Below are 15,913 nucleotides of genomic sequence, written 5' to 3'. Positions count from 1 at the left end.
GGCTTCGGCTTCGGCGGCGGCTTCTTCGGCGGCTTCTTCGGCGGCGGCGGTTCCTCCTCGGGCGACGTCTCGGTCTCGACCACCACCTCGACCTCGACCTCGGGCAGCAGCAGCGGCTCGACCAGCGGTTCGAGCAGCGGGTCGAGCGGCATTGTGATCGATATCGACATCGACAATTCGACCTCGACCACGTCCTCGTCGGGCACGCTGACGTCGACCACCACCTCGTCCTCGGGCGTGGTGACCTCCTCGACCGGACAGGTCTCGAGCAGCACCGGCGCGGTGTCGAGCACCAGCAGCACCGGCGCGGTCTCGAGCAGCACGGGGGCGGTGTCGAGCACCAGCACTTCGGGCAATGTCTCGTCCTCGACCGGGGCGGTCTCGTCGAGCACCGGCGCCGTTTCCTCGTCGACTGGCGCGGTCTCGTCGAGCACCGGCGCGGTGTCGAGCTCTTCCGGCAACGTGTCCAGTTCCTCGGGCAATGTGTCGAGCTCGTCGGGCAACGTCTCGAGCTCTTCGGGCAACGTCAGTTCCTCGACCGGGGCGGTGACGAGCTCCAGCTCCTCTTCGTCCTCGTCCTCGTCGAGCTCTTCCTCTTCCTCGAGCAGCAGCTCGTCCTCCTCCTCGTCAGGCGGGGCGACCAGCGGCGGGTCTTCGGGCGACATGACCAGCAGCACTTCGAGCAGCTCGTCGTCCTCCTCGTCGTCGTCCTCCTCCTCGAGCGGTTCGAGCGGAACCACCGGGTCGACTTCCTCTTCGTCGTCGTCCTCGTCGAGCAGCAGCTCTTCGTCCTCCTCCTCGAGCAGCGGCAGCACCAGCGGCACCACCACGGGCGGCAACGATGTCCCCGCGCCGCCGATGACGATCCTGTTCGGTCTCGCCGCCGCGGCGATCCTCGGGCGCCGCAAGTTCCTCGGCTGAGGCCGTGCACCTGCGCACAACGAAAGAGGGCGGCCTTGCGGGGCCGCCCTTTTCCTTTGTTCCCTGTTGCTTACTGCCCTTGCGGGGTTTCGACCTTCTGCCCGGCGGCTTGCCAGGCGAGCAACCCGCCTTCAAGGTGCTCCACCGGCTCACCTGTCACCGCAGCCAGCTTTTCGCCCGCGATGGCCGAACGCCGGCCCGAGCGGCAGTAGAGCACCACCTCGCGCCCGTCACTGAGGTCGAGCTTGGCCGGATCGAAGCGGTCGAGCGCGATGTGCTCGGCGCCCGCAATCATGCCGCCTGCCACCTCTTCGTCGGTGCGCACGTCGATCAGGCGGACATCGCCCGCCTCGATCTTCGCGGCAAGTTCCTGCGGGGTGAGCGGCACTAGCGCGGAAGGTGCAGGCACCGCTTCAGCCTCGCCCGCGGTTCCGGCAAAGGCGAGCTCGAAGCCGAGGGGTACCGAAGGCGCCTCGCGCTTGCTCTTCGATTCGCCCGCATCATCCCCGCAGGCCGGCAGCGCCAGCAGCAGGGCGGGAGCGAGAAGAAGAACGGCGCGACCTGGTCTCATGCCTCTCCTTATGCCGCAAGTTTGCGCAGAACGTAATGGAGAATGCCGCCGTGGCGGTAATATTCCATCTCGTTTGCGGTATCGATGCGACACAAAGCGGTGAAGCTGAACTGCGAACCATCCTCGCGGGTGACTTCCACGGTGACGTCCTGACCGGGGGTGAGGTCGGCGAGGCCGCGGATCGAGAAGCTGTCGGTCGCGGCGAGGCCCAGGGTCTGGCGGGTGTCGCCTTCCTTGAACTGCAGCGGCAGCACGCCCATGCCGACGAGGTTCGAGCGATGGATGCGCTCGAAGCTCTCGACGATCACCATCCGAACGCCGAGCAGGATCGTGCCCTTGGCCGCCCAGTCGCGGCTGGAGCCGGTGCCGTATTCCTTGCCGCCGATGACGACCAGCGGCGTGCCGTCTTCCTTGTGGCGCATCGCCGCGTCGTAGATCGGCATGACCTCGCCGTTATAGGTCGAGAAGCCGCCTTCGACGCCCGGCACCATCTCGTTCTTGATGCGGATGTTGGCGAAGGTGCCGCGCATCATCACTTCGTGGTGGCCGCGGCGCGAGCCGTAGGAGTTGAAGTCCTTCTTCATCACCTGGTTGGCCATCAGGAACTTGCCGCCCGGGCTGTCCTCCTTGATCGAGCCGGCGGGGCTGATGTGGTCGGTCGTGACCGAATCGCCGAGGATGGCGAGCGGCTTGGCATCGACGATGTCCATGATCGGCGCGGGCGTCATGGTCATGCCCTCGAAATACGGGGGGTTCGCGACATAGGTCGACCCGGCGCGCCACTGGTAGGTGTCGGACGGCTCGACGGTGATCGCCTGCCAGTGCTCGTCCCCGTCATAGACGTTGGCGTAGCGGCTGACGAACATCGAGCGGTCGATGTTGGCGGCGCGGTGTTCGGCCACCTCGGCGTTGGTCGGCCACAGGTCGGCGAGCATCACCGGATCGCCGTTCTGGTCGTGGCCGATGGGCGTGGTGGTGATGTCCTCGGTGACGGTGCCCTTCAGCGCATAGGCCACCACCAGCGGGGGCGAGGCGAGGAAGTTGGCGCGCACGTCGGGCGAGACGCGCCCTTCGAAGTTGCGGTTGCCCGACAGGACCGAGGCAGCGACGATGTCGTTGCCGTTGATCGCGGCCGAGATCGGCGCGGCGAGCGGGCCGGAGTTGCCGATGCAGGTGGTGCAGCCATAGCCGACGAGATCGAAGCCGACCGCATCGAGGTGCTCCTGAAGGCCCGACTTGACGAGGTAGTCGGTGACCACCTGCGAGCCCGGCGCCAGCGAGGTCTTGACCCACGGCTTGGGCTTCAGCCCGCGCTCGTTGGCCTTCTTCGCCACCAGCCCTGCGGCGATCAGCACGTCGGGGTTCGAGGTGTTGGTGCAGGAGGTGATCGCGGCGATCACCACGTCGCCGTCACCGATGTCGTGGTCCTTGCCCTCGACCGCGACGCGCGCGGGCGCCGCCTTGCCATAGGCCTTGGTGAGGTCCGAATTGAACAGGTCGTCGACCTCCTGCAGCACCACCTTGTCCTGCGGGCGCTTGGGCCCGGCGAGGCTGGGGACGACCGTGCCCATGTCGAGGCTCAGGGTCTTGGTGAAGACCGGCACGTTGGCCGGATCGAACCACATGCCCTGCGCCTTGGCATAGGCTTCGACCAGCGCGATGGTTTCCTCGCTGCGACCGGTGAGGCGCAGGTAATCGAGGGTCTTGTCGTCGATCCCGAAGAAGCCGCAGGTCGCGCCGTATTCGGGCGCCATGTTGGCGATGGTGGCGCGGTCGGCCAGCGTGAGGTTGGCGACGCCCGGGCCGTAGAACTCGACGAAGCGGCCCACCACGCCGACATTGCGGAGCATCTGCACGCAGGTCAGCACGAGGTCGGTCGCGGTCACGCCTTCGGCCATCGCGCCCTCGAGGTAGAAGCCGACCACTTCGGGGATCAGCATCGAGACCGGCTGGCCGAGCATCGCGGCCTCGGCCTCGATCCCGCCCACGCCCCAGCCGAGCACGCCGAGGCCGTTGATCATGGTGGTGTGGCTGTCGGTGCCGACGCAGGTGTCGGGATAGGCGACCATCACGCCGTCCGGCCCTTCGGACGACCACACCGCGCGGGCGAGGTGCTCGAGGTTCACCTGGTGGCAGATCCCGGTGCCCGGGGGCACGGCGGTGAAGTTCTGGAAGCTCTTGGAGCCCCACTTGAGGAAGTCGTAGCGTTCGGCATTGCGCTCGTATTCGAGCGCCATGTTGGCTTCCATCGCCTTGGGGTGGCCGAATTCGTCGACCATCACCGAGTGGTCGATCACGAGGTTGACCGGCACCAGCGGGTTGATCTTGGCGGTATCGCCGCCGAGCTTCTTGATCGCGTCGCGCATCGCGGCAAGGTCGACCACGCAGGGCACGCCGGTGAAGTCCTGGAGCAGCACGCGCGCCGGGCGGTACTGGATCTCCTCGCCGGTGACCGGGTTCGCCTGCCAGTCGACCAGCGCCTGGATATGCTTGCGGTCGACCGTGAAGCCGCCGTCCTCGAAGCGCAGCAGGTTTTCGAGCAGCACCTTCATCGAGATCGGCAGCTTGCCGATGTCGCCCAGCTGCTCGGCCGCCTTGGCGAGCGAGTAATAGGCGTATTGCTTGCCGTTCACGTCAAGCATCTGGCGCGTGCCGAGCGAATCCTGGCCGATTGCGGTCATGGGAGGCTTTCCGTCCTTTCGATTGACCCGCCCCCGATCCACCAAGGGCATGGGATTTCGCTGGCCTCCTGCGCGCCCTCGCGCGCGAGGTCAAGGGGGCTGGGCCTCAGGCTTTTGTCTCAGACCGCCGCCGCAGCGCGCGCGCGCGCGGGGCGGGCGGCGATCCAGCAGCCGGTGACGATCAGCACGGTGCCCGCGAGCGTCGGCAGGGTGACCGCCTCGCGGAAGAACACCCAGCCGGTGATCGCCGCCCAGACGAAGCCCGAATACTCGGTCGGCACCAGCACGCTGGCGGGCGCCCGGGCATAGGCAAAGGCGATCGCGAAGGAGCCGCACACCGTCAGCACCGCCGCGATCCCGAGCGGCAGCAGTGCAGCCGCTTGCGGGGTCTGCCACAGAAGCGGCGCCATCAGCAGCAGGACGAGGGCGCTCACCCCGCTGTGGAAGGTCGCGATCTCGAGCGCGCCCGCGACCTGCGCCTGCCGCCGGATGACGATGAAGTTGTAGGCATAGAGCAGCGCCGAGACGAACACCGATGCGACCCCCAGCATCGCCCGCTCGTCGAAACCACCGCCGCCGATCCGCCCGCCGACGATCACCAGCGTGCCCGCAAAACCCAGCAGGCTCGCCAGAACCGCGCGCGGGCTGATGGTCTCGCCCAGCAGCACGCGGGCAAGGTAAAGCGCCAGCAACGGGGCGATGAAGGAGAGCGCAATCGCCTCGGCGAGCGGCAGGAGGGTGATCGAATGGAAGAAGGTCAGTGCCATGAAGGCCGAGACCACCCCGCGCTCGAGATGCAGCTTCAACACTTCGCGCGAAGGCATCCGCCCGCCGCGCAGCCGCCACACGGGGGCGACCAGCGCCGTGCCGATCACCGCGCGCAGGGCGGTCGCGGTGTAGGCCCCGATCAGCAGCGCGGCCTCCTTCATGAAGGCGTCCATCAGCGACAGGAAGCCGACCCCCGCCAGCGCGGCGGCGAAGGGTAGCAGGGCATGAAGGGCAGGCAGCGCGGCAGCGTTCATGCGCGCGGCCATAGGCCTCTGCGGCGGGCAGGTCACGCCCCTTCCCGGGGAGCGCCAAGGTCACACAGGGGTGTGAACATTAATGCAGGTGAAAGCCAAGATAGTTGATAGGGGCATGGCCGAGCGGGTATGGCCGCAGGCGAATTGCGATGCCGCCACCCTCCCGGCGGCACGGGGCGAGAAGGCAAAGACGTGATGATCAGGTTCTCGGGCAGGTTGGCTGGCGGCGTTGCGATGGCGGCGCTGGTGGCGAGCGCAGCGCTGGCGCAGGACGCCGCCGCGCCCGCTCCCGCGCCTTCGCCCACGCCGTCGGCAGCCTTCGCCGAGGCCTTCCCGCCGACCGTCTCGCAGCCGGTGGTGCAGGCGACCGCGCAGGTCGCCCCGCTGGTGCAGACCTGGACCGTGGCGCAGGCGCAGGCGCTGGTCGCGGTGATCGAGGGCATCGGCGCCGAGGGGCTCGACCCCAAGGACTACGACCTTGCCCCGCTCAAGGTCGCGATCGCCTCGGGGCCGTCCGAGGAACTCAACCGGATGGCCTCGCAGAGCTTCGTCTGGCTGGTCGAAGACCTGCGCGACGGGCGCACCCCGTTCGAGGCGCGCCAGCAGTGGTTCGTGGTCGACCCCGACCGCGAAGCGAACCCTGCCGGCAATGTGCTGGCCGAGGCGCTCAAGACCGGCGACATCGCGGGCACGTTGATGAAGCTCAACCCGACTCACCCCGATTACGCGCGGCTCAAGGCCGAGCTCGCCGCCACCTCGGACGGGCAGACTGCACGCCGCAAGCTGATCCGCGCCAACATGGACCGCTGGCGCTGGCTGGCGCGCGACCTCGGGCCGCAATACCTCATCACCAACGTCCCCGAATTCCAGCTGCGGCTGACGGTCAAGAACAAGATCGTCAGCACCTATCGCACGATCGTCGGCAAGCCCGGGCGCACCGCCACGCCCCAATTGGCCGAGGTGGTCGAGGGCGTGGTGTTCAACCCGACCTGGACGGTGCCGCAGTCGATCGTCAAGGGTGAGGGGCTGGGCGCGCGGGTGCTCGCCAATCCCGAATGGGGCCGCGCCAATGGCTATGTCGCGACCAAGGGTGCGAACGGCTACATCACCGTGGTGCAGCAGCCCGGGCCGGGCAATTCGCTCGGCCGGATGAAGCTCGAGATGCCCAACGAGCATGCGATCTTCTTCCACGACACGCCCTCGCGTCACCTCTTCGCCAATGATTTCCGCGCGCTCTCGCACGGCTGCGTTCGCACCGAGCGGGCGCTGGAGCTTGCCATGACGATGGCGATCCTGGGCCGGGGCGGGACGAAGGAGGAGGTGGTGGCGATCTCCAAGTCGGGCAAGTACACCAAGGTGATGCTCGCCAAGCAGTGGCCCGCCTACATCACCTATTTCACCATGGCGACCGACATCAACGGCGAGATGGCGACCTTCAAGGACATCTACGGCCGCGACGCGCCGGTGCTCGCCAGCCTCGACAAGCCGCGGGTGCGCGACCGTGGCACCAAGCCGACGAGCGAGGTGATCGTGATCGAGGATGATCTGACGGATACCTGAGGCGTGCGGCGCTAGAGGCCTGCCTCAGTAAGCGGCGATCGAGGGGCGCGGGGCGAGGTCGAGCGGCTGGCGCTGGTACATTGCCAGCTCGGGCAGCGGCTGAATGCTGCCGTCCTCCTCCAGCCCGAGGCTGTCGGCATAGAGCAGCCGCCCGCCCGACAGGTGCATCAGCGCCTCGCGGAACTGCGCGGTCCCCATCGCGAAGCACCCGTTGGAGCGCCCGAGGCGGCCCCACTTTTCCAGATGCGACGTCTCGGCATAATCGGCATGGTGCATGACGATGTAGCGCCTGAGCGCCGCCTCGTTGCTTTCGTCCAGCCCGCCGAGGCGGACCGAGGTGCCGTAGCGGCCCTTGTACCATTCCCACGTCACGTAGGCACCGCGGCTGGTGGCGTTCGAGCCCTCGGTGTTCGAGAAATCCTTGAGCCAGCCGTCATGCTGCGGGTCGGAGCCCATGCCGTGGCTGACGTGGTAGGACTGCACTTCGCCGCGATCGAGATTGACGAAGTGAAAGCGGGGCCTCCCCGAATGCAGGCCGAAATCGGCGATCCCGACAATGTCCTGCCGCCAGATCGCGCTGCCTGCGCGCAGCAGCTCGCGCTTGGCAATGCCGAACAGGATGCGGTCGCGCGGGGTGCCGGCCATCGGCTGGGCGAACAGGCGGGCGGGCAGCGCCAATGCCGCTCCGGCTGCCAGAGTGCCCTTGAGGATGTCGCGACGCTTCATTGATCCGTAACGTAGCGGCCAAGCGTCCGGTTCCCAAGCCGCGGTTTAACGTAGATCAGCATTTCGTCGCAAACCTGCGTCAACTCGCGGGGGAAGACGTGCTTTCGTGGAGCGCCTTGGCCGCCATGCCGAGCCGGATCACATCGGGCATCGCCGCCATCACCGCCTGCCGGAAGCCGCTCAATGCCGCGAGCCGGGGGTCGCCCGCCGCGCTCATCCGCGCCACGGTCGGCCCGGTCGGATCGAGCCGCGACTTCGCCAGCCACGCGGCGATCTCGGGGGTCTGCATCCAGGTGCCGCGGTTCATGAGGTTCATCATGAAGGCGTAGGGGAAGGTCGCCGGGGTGTCGGTCAGCTCGGCGGCGCGGGCGAGCTGGTTCTTCGTCGCATCGTCGGGGAAGTGCGCCTCGAGAAAGGCGGTGAGCGCGGCGCTGAAGGTCACCAGCGGGACCATCACCGGCTGGAGCACGATGGTGTCGCCGCGGAACTGCGGCCCGGCATTCTCGGCCGCCGCGAAGGGCACGGCGCGCGCGGTGCAATCGATGTGGAGCGCGCCTTGCGGGACAGGGTGGGTGACGTCGCCGAAGTGCAGCACGCCCTCGCCGATGCGGGTGACGCGGCCCTTGCGGATCACTTGGCGCACGCGCCGCAGCATTGCGATCTCGCCCTCCGAGATCACGGCGTAGTGATACATCTCGGGCGTCACTTCGGGGTCAATGCGCAGCATATAGCCGCCCTTTTCGAGGTGTTCGAACACCTCCTCGCCGCTCTGCGAGGTACGGAAGGCTTCGAGATGGGCCATCTGGCTCTCGACCGTCGCGGCGAGGAAGTCCTCGCCCGGCTGGACATATTTGCGGTTGTTGAGCCAGCTCTCGCGCGGGCGCACCCAGTGGATGCGCTCAGGCGCGACGCCCGCCTCGATCAGCCACACCGCAACGTCCATCGCGGTCTTGCCGCCGCCGAGGATGACGAAGGTCTCGGGGATGTCGGCGGGGCGCTTCCACAGGTCGGGCAGGTCGCCGGGGATGGCGATGCGCACACCCGCGTCCACCGCGAAGGCGCGTGTGTGGGTCGAGGGCACCGAGGTCTGGTAGAAGGTCGCATCGACCAGCTTGCGGCGCACGTGGATGCGCGTTTCCTCGGAGGAGATCACGCCTCTGACCGTGGCGGTGCCGCCCGCGTCGCGGCCCTTGAACTCGGCGAGGCGGTGGTAGGCGACGCGCCCGCTCGGCAGCAGGCGCAGGTTCATGACCTTCTCGAAATAGGCGAGCACTTCCGTTCCGCTGGCGAGCGCGTGGAGCCCCGCGTTCGGCCCATGCGTGTCGATCGTCTCGCCCGGGAAGGCCATCGAATTGACCCCGTAGAAGGCCGAGGGCTGGTGCAGCGCGACGAAGGAATAGGCGTCGTTCCAGTGCCCGCCGGGCTTGGCGTGCCTGTCGACGAAGGTGATGTGGCAGTCCGGGTCCTCGTCCAGCAGCGAATCGGCGAAGGCAAGACCGACCGCGCCTGCGCCGACGATCAGGTAATCGGTTGCGTGATCGACCATGCCTGTTCCCCCCGGTAGCGCCTGTTCTCGTCGGCCATCGTCAGCATCGAGGCCGCATGGCGCGCGGCGACCTTGCGCGGATCATCGCCATAGCCCCCACCGAGCGCGCTGGCCACCGGCAGGTTGCGGCGGCGCGCCTCGGCAATGACGAAGCGGTCGCGCATCGCCAGCCCCGTGTCGGTGAGGGCGAGCCGCCCGAGCTTGTCGTCATGGTGGGGATCGACGCCTGCCTGATAGAGTACGAAGTCGGGCGCAAAGTCGGCCAGCACCTGCGGCAGGTGGCGGGTGAGGGCTGCCATGTAGCCATCGTCGTCCAGCCCGTCGGGCAGGCCGACATCGAGGCTTGATCGCGCCTTCCTCACCGGAAAGTTCTTCTCCGCGTGGAGCGAGAGGGTGAAGATGTCCTCCCGCCCGGCGGTGAGGCTGGCTGTGCCGTCGCCCTGATGCACGTCAAGGTCGACGATCAGCACGCGGGCCGCGTGGCCCTCGGCGATCAGGCGGTTGGCGGTCACCGCGAGGTCGTTGAACACGCAGTAACCCGCGCCCGTATCGTGCAGCGCATGGTGGCTCCCGGCTGCGGAGTTGGCGGCATAGCCGTGGCGGCGCGCAAGCTGCGCGGCGAGCCACGTGCCGCCGTTGGTGTGCCTGACCCGCGCGGTGATCGCGGGGGTGACGGGAAAGCCGATGCGCCGCTCCTTGGCGCGCGGGACTTCGGCGCGGAAGACCTCGTCGACATAGTCGGGGCAGTGCACCGCCTCGAGCCATTCGCGCGGCATGGGGTCGGGCGCGTGCTCGGTGATTGCAGCGCCGCTCGCCCGCAGTTCCTCCATCACGAGGAAATACTTGTCGAAGCGGAAGGTGCCGCGCTCGGGCCTCGGTGCCATATAGTCGGCGTGGTGGACGACGTGGAGCACGCCGTCACATCCAGCCGGAGTGCTGGCCAAGGATCTTCACCCCGAGCCCGATCAGGATCACGCCGCCCGCGCGCTCGGCCCATGGGCCCAGATGTTCCCCCGCGCGGTGGCCCAGCACCACCCCCGCGCCGGAGAGGGCGAAGGTGACGAGCCCGATCAGCCCCGCCGCCAGCCACGGCGAGACGCCGAGCGCCGGCAGCGTGATGCCCGCCGCGAGCGCGTCGATGCTGGTCGCGACCCCTGCGATCAGCAGCGCACGCCCGGTGAGCGCATGGGCGGCCTCCCCCTCGCCGACATGCCCGCCCAGCATCCTGACACCGAGGAAGGCGAGCAGGCCGAAGGCGATCCAGTGATCGACCGCCGCCACGTATGCCAGCGCCACCGTCCCGATCGCCCACCCGGCCAGCGGCATCAGCGCCTGGAACACCCCGAAGGTCGCTGCGATGGTGAGGCCCCCCGCCGCCGACGGTCGGAACCGCGCGCCCTGCGTCAGCGCCACCGCAAAGGCGTCCATCGCGAGCGCGAAGGCGAGCAGCAGGGCTTCGATCATGCGGCGGGCTTGTCCGCCAGCGCTGTCAGCTCCGCGTGGATCGCATCCTCGCTGCGGCTGGCGGCGTTGCGCCAGTCGCGGGCGGTGTCGGCGTTGAGGGCGCGGCCATCGGGGGTGAGCACCAGCAGCGCAGGGGTGTTCTTCATTTCCTCTAGGCCGAACCGCCGGGCGATCTCGAGATTGCGACCCTCGCCGGTCTGCGGCATTCCGACATCGACGAAGACCAGCTCGTAGCGCTCGGCCACCAGCGCGGCGAAGCGCGGGGTTTCGAGCCACCCGGCAAGCGCGCGGCTGTCGTGGCACCAGTTCGCGCCCAGCACGAGCAGCACCCGCTTGCCCGAGACAGCCGCGCGGGCGAGGGCGGCGTCGACCTCGGCGGCGGCATCGGCCTCGGCAGCATAGGCCCGCGCTTCGGGATGAGGCGTGGCGGCGGTCTTCGGCACGCTCGCGCAGGACACCAGCGCGAGTGCCAGCATTGCGGCAATCGCGGCGCGGATCACTCGGCGGCAACCGCCTGCTGCGGCGCGGCGTGGGGGTCGAAGGCGGTCGCCTCGCCGCGCTCGATCTCGGCGGCCTTCTCCTCGACGAGGCGCACGATGTGATCGAGCATGTCCTCGTCCTGGATCGTGTGGTCGGTCACCCCGCGCAGATAGACCATGTGCTTGCCCGCGCCGCCGCCGGTGAGGCCGACATCGGTCTCGCGCGCTTCTCCGGGTCCGTTGACCACGCAGCCGAGGATCGAGAGGCTCATCGGGGTCTTGATGTGTTCGAGCCGTTGTTCCAGCGCCTCGACGGTGCGGATAACGTCGAAGCCCTGCCGCGAGCACGACGGGCACGAGACGATGCGCACGCCGCGGGTTCTGAGGCCGAGGGCCTTGAGCATCTCGAAGCCGACCTTGATCTCCTGCTCGGGCTCGGCCGAGAGGCTGACGCGGATGGTGTCGCCGATCCCCGCCCACAGCAGCGAGCCGATCCCGATCGAAGACTTCACGGTGCCGCCGATCAGGCCGCCTGCTTCGGTGATGCCGAGGTGCAGCGGGCAATCGACGGTTTCGGCAAGCCCGTGATAGGCCGCCACCGCGAGGAACACGTCGGAGGCCTTCACCGCCACCTTGTATTCGTGGAAATCGTGGTCCTGCAGCAGCTTGATGTGATCAAGCGCGCTTTCGATCAGCGCCTCGGGGCAGGGCTCGCCGTATTTTTCGAGCAGGTCCTTCTCGAGGCTGCCCGCGTTCACCCCGATGCGGATCGCGCAGCCATTGGCCTTGGCGGCGCGCACCACCTCGGCAACGCGGCTCGCCGAGCCGATGTTGCCCGGGTTGATGCGCAGGCAGGCCGCGCCCGCGTCGGCGGCTTCCAGGGCGCGCTTGTAGTGGAAGTGGATGTCGGCGACGATCGGAATGCGCGCGGCGCGGGTGATCTTCTTGAAATCGCGCGTCGATTCTTCCGTAGGGCAGGAGACGCGGATGATGTCCGCGCCCACTTCCTCGCAGCGCCGGATCTGGTCGATCGTGGCGCGCACGTCCTCGGTCGGCGTGTTGGTCATGGTCTGCACGGTGATGGGAGCATCACCGCCAACGGGGACATTCCCCACCATGATCTGGCGCGACTTGCGCCGCTCGATCGTGCGCCACGGACGGATGGAAGACATGGAGGCGCATATAGGCGGCAAAGCGCGTCGGGGCAATCACAAGCGGGCACCCGGCTTGACTTGGCGCGGCGTCGCGGCAGTTTGCGAAAAAAATGGGAGAGACGATGCTGACCCGCTCCGCGATCGAACTGCGCAGCCCTGGCCCGAGCCTGCTGATGCGCGGCATCAAATGGCTGGTGAGCCGCCAGACCCCGGTCTTCCCGCTCGACGAGGCGGGGTTTCATGCGGCGATGGCGGGGCGCGAGGCTCCGCAAGATGCGCCGATGCCCGAGGGCTTCCGCCAGAAGTTCAACGTCGAGGAGCGCGAGCTGCTCGGCCACAGGCTCGTGACGCTGCATCCGAAGGCGGGGCCGGGCGCATGGCACATGCTCTACTTCCACGGCGGCGGCTTCGTGCGGCCGATGTTCAAGGTCCACTGGCCGCTGGTCGCCGAGATGGTCAGGCGCTGCGGGATGAGCGTGACCGTGCCGCTCTACCCGGTGGTGCCCGAGGCACCTTACACCGCGCAGGACGATCTGGCGGACGCGGCCTGGGCCGATCTCGCCGCGCGCCACGATCCGGCACGGATCATCCTCAATGGCGATTCTGCGGGCGGGCACATGGCGCTGGCGCTGGCATTGCGGCTGATCGCGGCCGGAGACCCGCTGCCCGGCAAGCTCGCGCTGTTCGCCCCGTGGCTCGACCTCGGGCTTGCCGACCCGGCGATTGCCGCCATCGAGCCGCATGACGTGATGCTCAAGATCGGAACCTTGCGCGCCTGCGGGGGGCTGGTCGCCGCAGGGCGTGCGATGGACGATCCCGCGGTGAGCCCGCTTTACGCCCCTGCCGAGGCGCTCGCCCAGCTCCCGCCGACGCGGATCTGGACCGGGCGGCACGACCTGTTCATCATCGATTCGCGGACCTTCACCGGGCGGCTGGTCGAGGCCGGGGTGGACGCCAAGCTCTACGAATACGAGGCCGCACCGCACGTCTTCATGGCGATCCTCCCCACCCGCGAGGCGAAGGATGCGCTGCGCCTGCTGGCGGAGTTCGTGGGCCGCTAGCTCGGGTAGCGCACCCCGGTCAGCTCCTCGCTCATCGCCCACAGGCGGTCGGCGTAGCTGGAATTGACCGCGTAGGAGCGCACGCCGTGGGTGGGGCTTTCGTCGTCGACCTCGGCGACGTGGCAGTCCTCGCAATAGACCCCGCCCCTGCCTTCGAGCTCCTCGGCGGTCGCCGCCCAGCACGAGGTCGCCGAGCCCTGGGGGATGGTCTTCCACTGGAAGCCGGTGTCGCGCGAGGTGACGCGCGCCATCAGCGCCGCGCGCATTTCCTCGGTCATATGGCGGCCGAGGTTGGTCTGGATCCCGCCCGGATGCACCGCGTAGGCGTGGATGCCGAGCACTGCGTAGCGCGCCTCGATCCCCACCGAGAACAGCACGTTGGCGGTCTTGGAATGGCCGTAGGCGATCCACGGATCATAGGGGCGGTGCTCGAAGAACGGATCGTCGAAATCGACCGGGGCGAAGTGGTGCCCGCGGCTCGAGAGGTTGACGATGCGCTTCAGCGCCCCGCGCTCGATCAGCGGGAAGAGCTCGCCGGTCAGCGCGAAGTGGCCGAAATGGTTGGTGCCGATCTGCATCTCGAACCCGTCATGCGTGTGCAGGAACGGGGTCGCCATCACCCCGGCATTGTTGATCAGGATGTCGATCTTCTGGAACCGCTGCCGCGCGCGCGAGGTCGCGGCGCGGATGTTCTCGAGGCTGGTGAGGTCGACCGTGATCGTCTCGAGCTGCGCCTTGGGGTGATCGGCCTTGATCGCGGCGACGCTCTCGTCGAGCTTGCCCTGATCGCGCCCGGCCATGATCACCTCGGCGCCCCGGCTCGCCATGGCGCGGGCGGTCTCCTGCCCGAGGCCGGAGTTGGCCCCCGTGATGAACACCGTGCGCCCCGACAGGTCCTTGCCTGCCAGCACCTCGTCGGCGGTGCTGCCCCAGCCGAATTCGTGCATTGCCCTCTCCCTTGGTTATGGCCTCAGTTCATATAGAAATTCGGGATCGAGTTGTTCCCCCACCTTGAAGGTGATGTCCGCGATCTTGGCAAAGCCGTAGCGCTGGTAGAAGCGCTGTGCGCCGAAGTTCTCGGCATAGACGCTGAGCAGAATGGCATCGTTGCCATGTTCGCGCGCGTGGGCGATGGCCCAATCCATCAGAGCAGCGCCGATGCCGTGGCCGGTGTGGGTCGGCAGGGCATAGAGCTGGCCCAGTTCGATGGGGTCGCGCGCCTCGGTGTAGCCGCCGAACTTCGTCGGGTAGCGCAGCTTGCAGAAGGCGACGAGCTGGCCGTCGTCTTCCACCAGTCGGTGCGTGCAGCTCCCGCCCGCGATCTCGCCCGCGACCGCCTCGGGATTATGCACTTCGGCAAGGAAGGTGGCGAGGTCTTCGGGCGTGTAGAGGTCTCCGAAGGCAGCAACGAAGGTTTCCGCGCCGAGCCGGGCGAGGGCGGGGGCATCGGCGAGCGTGGCGGGGCGGTAGATCATGCGCGCAGCCCTAGCGCGCGGAAAGCGCACTGTTAAGCTGGCGAAACGGACGGGGCCGCGTTACACCCTGTCGCCATGAAGAAATTCCTCGCACTGGTTGCACTCGCCCTCATGTCCCAGCCCGCTCTTGCCCAGGACGCCCCGAAGTGGTCGCTGGCTATCCACGGCGGGGCAGGCACGCTCGACCCTGCGCAGATGACGCCCGAAAAGCGCGCGGCCTACGAGGCGGATTTGCAGCGCGCGCTCGATGCGGGGGCGAAGATCCTTGCAGACGGCGGTAGCGCGATGGACGCGGTCAAGGCCGCGATCGTGATCATGGAGGATTCGCCGCTGTTCAACGCCGGCAAGGGCGCGGTGTTCACGTGGGACGGGACCAACGAACTCGACGCCTCGATCATGGACGGGCGCGACCGCAGCGCGGGCGCGGTCGCGGGGGTGAAGACGGTCAAGAACCCGATCCTGCTCGCTGACACGGTGCGCACCCGGAGCGAGCACGTGTTCCTCGTCGGCAAGGGCGCGGAGGAATTTGCGGTCTCCAAGGGCTTTGCGGTGATGCCGCCCGAATATTTCGCCACCCAGGCGCGGCGCGAGGCGCTGGAGCGGCTGAAGGCGGAGAAGCTCTCGGCGCTCGATGTCGACCACAAGTTCGGCACGGTGGGCGCGGTGGCGCTCGACCAGAGCGGCAACATGGCGGCGGGCACCTCCACGGGCGGAATGACCGGCAAGCGCTGGGGCCGCGTGGGCGATGCGCCGATGATCGGCGCGGGGACCTATGCGGATAACCGCGCCTGCGCCGTGTCGGCGACGGGGTGGGGGGAATATTTCATCCGCGTGGGCGTGGCGCACGAGATTTGCGCGCGGTTGCGAACGTGGTGGACTGTGGACCCGCAAACAATGGCATCGGCTTTGGGAGAGGCGCTCGAAAAGGCAGGCTCTGATGATGCCAATTCGTTTGAGCTTAGGTTGCCTAGTGCTCCAGAAGATTTAGCGCAGGCAATCGCCGACGACGTCATGGCCGACGTCGCGGCGCTCGGCGGCGATGGCGGGGTGATCCTCGTCACGCCCGCGGGCGATGCGATCTTCAGCTTCAACACCACCGGCATGTATCGTGGCCGCGCGACCAGCGCCGGTGTCAACGAAGTGGCGATCTTCGGCGGCGAGGAGAAGGCTTCGGCGACGCCGGATCACTAAAGCCCCTTCCCTGCGGGGAAGGGGTTGGGGATGGGGGCTCTGCCCTCTCAGGCGTGGAGCCC

Annotated in this window: 15 protein-coding genes; 3 read left to right on the top strand and 12 right to left on the bottom strand. The window is 68.1% G+C overall.

Translation table 11 applies throughout. The annotated features are described in order from the left end of the window. The 4 genes from AX692_RS19450 to AX692_RS02425 form a co-directional block, all read right to left on the bottom strand. Positions 1-908: hypothetical protein (locus AX692_RS19450; RefSeq protein ID WP_196491756.1), on the bottom strand; the 908-nt coding region annotated here is incomplete at its 3' end. An 83-nt stretch (positions 909-991) separates the two neighbouring features. Next, complete coding sequence (locus AX692_RS02435) at positions 992-1,492, bottom strand: rhodanese-like domain-containing protein (protein WP_073973863.1); 501 nt, start codon at positions 1,490-1,492, stop codon at positions 992-994. A gap of 8 nt (positions 1,493-1,500) precedes the next feature. Beyond that, positions 1,501-4,173: an aconitate hydratase AcnA gene (gene acnA / locus AX692_RS02430; protein WP_073973864.1), complete on the bottom strand. Its 2,673-nt coding sequence runs from the start codon at positions 4,171-4,173 to the stop codon at positions 1,501-1,503. Between the two features lie 119 nt (positions 4,174-4,292). After that, positions 4,293-5,195, bottom strand: a complete 903-nt coding sequence (locus AX692_RS02425) for a DMT family transporter (protein ID WP_073973875.1) — start codon at positions 5,193-5,195, stop codon at positions 4,293-4,295. 195 nt (positions 5,196-5,390) lie between these two features. On the opposite strand from AX692_RS02425, the gene AX692_RS02420 reads away from it, so the two are divergent. Next, positions 5,391-6,755, top strand: coding sequence for a L,D-transpeptidase family protein (locus tag AX692_RS02420; RefSeq protein ID WP_073973865.1), 1,365 nt, complete (start codon positions 5,391-5,393; stop codon positions 6,753-6,755). 24 nt (positions 6,756-6,779) lie between these two features. Here the strand turns inward: AX692_RS02420 and AX692_RS02415 are convergent, their stop codons facing one another. The 6 genes from AX692_RS02415 to ispG all read right to left on the bottom strand — a co-directional run bounded on the left by AX692_RS02415 (position 6,780) and on the right by ispG (position 12,142). Then, on the bottom strand, positions 6,780-7,481 hold the full coding sequence (locus AX692_RS02415) for a murein L,D-transpeptidase catalytic domain-containing protein (protein ID WP_073973866.1): 702 nt from the start codon (positions 7,479-7,481) through the stop codon (positions 6,780-6,782). A 79-nt stretch (positions 7,482-7,560) separates the two neighbouring features. Continuing rightward, a complete protein-coding gene (locus AX692_RS02410) occupies positions 7,561-9,027 on the bottom strand; it encodes an NAD(P)-binding protein (protein WP_073973867.1) in 1,467 nt (488 codons plus the stop codon). Next, on the bottom strand, positions 9,000-9,911 hold the full coding sequence (locus AX692_RS02405) for a histone deacetylase (RefSeq protein ID WP_196490058.1): 912 nt from the start codon (positions 9,909-9,911) through the stop codon (positions 9,000-9,002). Before AX692_RS02405 ends, AX692_RS02410 begins: the two co-directional genes overlap by 28 nt. 34 nt (positions 9,912-9,945) lie before the next feature. Next, positions 9,946-10,491, bottom strand: coding sequence for a manganese efflux pump MntP family protein (locus AX692_RS02400; protein ID WP_073973869.1), 546 nt, complete (start codon positions 10,489-10,491; stop codon positions 9,946-9,948). Further along, the gene (locus AX692_RS02395; protein WP_073973870.1) at positions 10,488-10,991 is read right to left on the bottom strand and encodes a thioredoxin family protein; all 504 of its coding nucleotides are present in this window, start codon (positions 10,989-10,991) and stop codon (positions 10,488-10,490) included. Before AX692_RS02395 ends, AX692_RS02400 begins: the two co-directional genes overlap by 4 nt. Beyond that, positions 10,988-12,142: a flavodoxin-dependent (E)-4-hydroxy-3-methylbut-2-enyl-diphosphate synthase gene (ispG, locus tag AX692_RS02390; protein WP_073973871.1), complete on the bottom strand. Its 1,155-nt coding sequence runs from the start codon at positions 12,140-12,142 to the stop codon at positions 10,988-10,990. Before ispG ends, AX692_RS02395 begins: the two co-directional genes overlap by 4 nt. A 104-nt stretch (positions 12,143-12,246) precedes the next feature. Here ispG and AX692_RS02385 point away from each other — a divergent pair, with 104 nt between their 5' ends. Beyond that, entirely contained in the window at positions 12,247-13,185 is a 939-nt protein-coding gene (locus AX692_RS02385) for an alpha/beta hydrolase fold domain-containing protein (RefSeq protein ID WP_073973872.1), read from the top strand. Here the strand turns inward: AX692_RS02385 and AX692_RS02380 are convergent. Both AX692_RS02380 and AX692_RS02375 read right to left on the bottom strand, forming a co-directional pair. Beyond that, complete coding sequence (locus AX692_RS02380; protein WP_073973873.1) at positions 13,182-14,132, bottom strand: SDR family NAD(P)-dependent oxidoreductase; 951 nt, start codon at positions 14,130-14,132, stop codon at positions 13,182-13,184. The genes AX692_RS02385 and AX692_RS02380 overlap by 4 nt on opposite strands. A gap of 15 nt (positions 14,133-14,147) precedes the next feature. Then, on the bottom strand, positions 14,148-14,660 hold the full coding sequence (locus AX692_RS02375; RefSeq protein ID WP_073973874.1) for a GNAT family N-acetyltransferase: 513 nt from the start codon (positions 14,658-14,660) through the stop codon (positions 14,148-14,150). A 75-nt stretch (positions 14,661-14,735) separates the two neighbouring features. Here AX692_RS02375 and AX692_RS02370 point away from each other — a divergent pair, with 75 nt between their 5' ends. Then, positions 14,736-15,851, top strand: coding sequence for an isoaspartyl peptidase/L-asparaginase family protein (locus AX692_RS02370; protein ID WP_073977423.1), 1,116 nt, complete (start codon positions 14,736-14,738; stop codon positions 15,849-15,851). Positions 15,852-15,913 lie beyond the last annotated feature (62 nt).

Source organism: Erythrobacter donghaensis (genome assembly GCF_001557325.1).
GTDB classification, from domain to species: Bacteria; Pseudomonadota; Alphaproteobacteria; order Sphingomonadales; family Sphingomonadaceae; genus Erythrobacter; species Erythrobacter donghaensis_B.
Note: the sequence above shows the minus strand (reverse complement) of the source record. Positions and strands in the feature narration are given on the sequence as shown.

Bases quoted from the DNA above. Each gene is read 5' to 3' on its own strand.
- AX692_RS02435 (WP_073973863.1), bottom strand. From the start codon at position 1,492: ATGAGACCAGGTCGCGCCGTTCTTCTTCTCGCTCCCGCCCTGCTGCTG.
- acnA (WP_073973864.1), bottom strand. From the start codon at position 4,173: ATGACCGCAATCGGCCAGGATTCGCTCGGCACGCGCCAGATGCTTGAC.
- AX692_RS02425 (WP_073973875.1), bottom strand. From the start codon at position 5,195: ATGAACGCTGCCGCGCTGCCTGCCCTTCATGCCCTGCTACCCTTCGCC.
- AX692_RS02420 (WP_073973865.1), top strand. From the start codon at position 5,391: ATGATCAGGTTCTCGGGCAGGTTGGCTGGCGGCGTTGCGATGGCGGCG.
- AX692_RS02415 (WP_073973866.1), bottom strand. From the start codon at position 7,481: ATGAAGCGTCGCGACATCCTCAAGGGCACTCTGGCAGCCGGAGCGGCA.
- AX692_RS02410 (WP_073973867.1), bottom strand. From the start codon at position 9,027: ATGGTCGATCACGCAACCGATTACCTGATCGTCGGCGCAGGCGCGGTC.
- AX692_RS02405 (WP_196490058.1), bottom strand. From the start codon at position 9,911: ATGGCACCGAGGCCCGAGCGCGGCACCTTCCGCTTCGACAAGTATTTC.
- AX692_RS02400 (WP_073973869.1), bottom strand. From the start codon at position 10,491: ATGATCGAAGCCCTGCTGCTCGCCTTCGCGCTCGCGATGGACGCCTTT.
- ispG (WP_073973871.1), bottom strand. From the start codon at position 12,142: ATGTCTTCCATCCGTCCGTGGCGCACGATCGAGCGGCGCAAGTCGCGC.
- AX692_RS02385 (WP_073973872.1), top strand. From the start codon at position 12,247: ATGCTGACCCGCTCCGCGATCGAACTGCGCAGCCCTGGCCCGAGCCTG.
- AX692_RS02380 (WP_073973873.1), bottom strand. From the start codon at position 14,132: ATGCACGAATTCGGCTGGGGCAGCACCGCCGACGAGGTGCTGGCAGGC.
- AX692_RS02375 (WP_073973874.1), bottom strand. From the start codon at position 14,660: ATGATCTACCGCCCCGCCACGCTCGCCGATGCCCCCGCCCTCGCCCGG.
- AX692_RS02370 (WP_073977423.1), top strand. From the start codon at position 14,736: ATGAAGAAATTCCTCGCACTGGTTGCACTCGCCCTCATGTCCCAGCCC.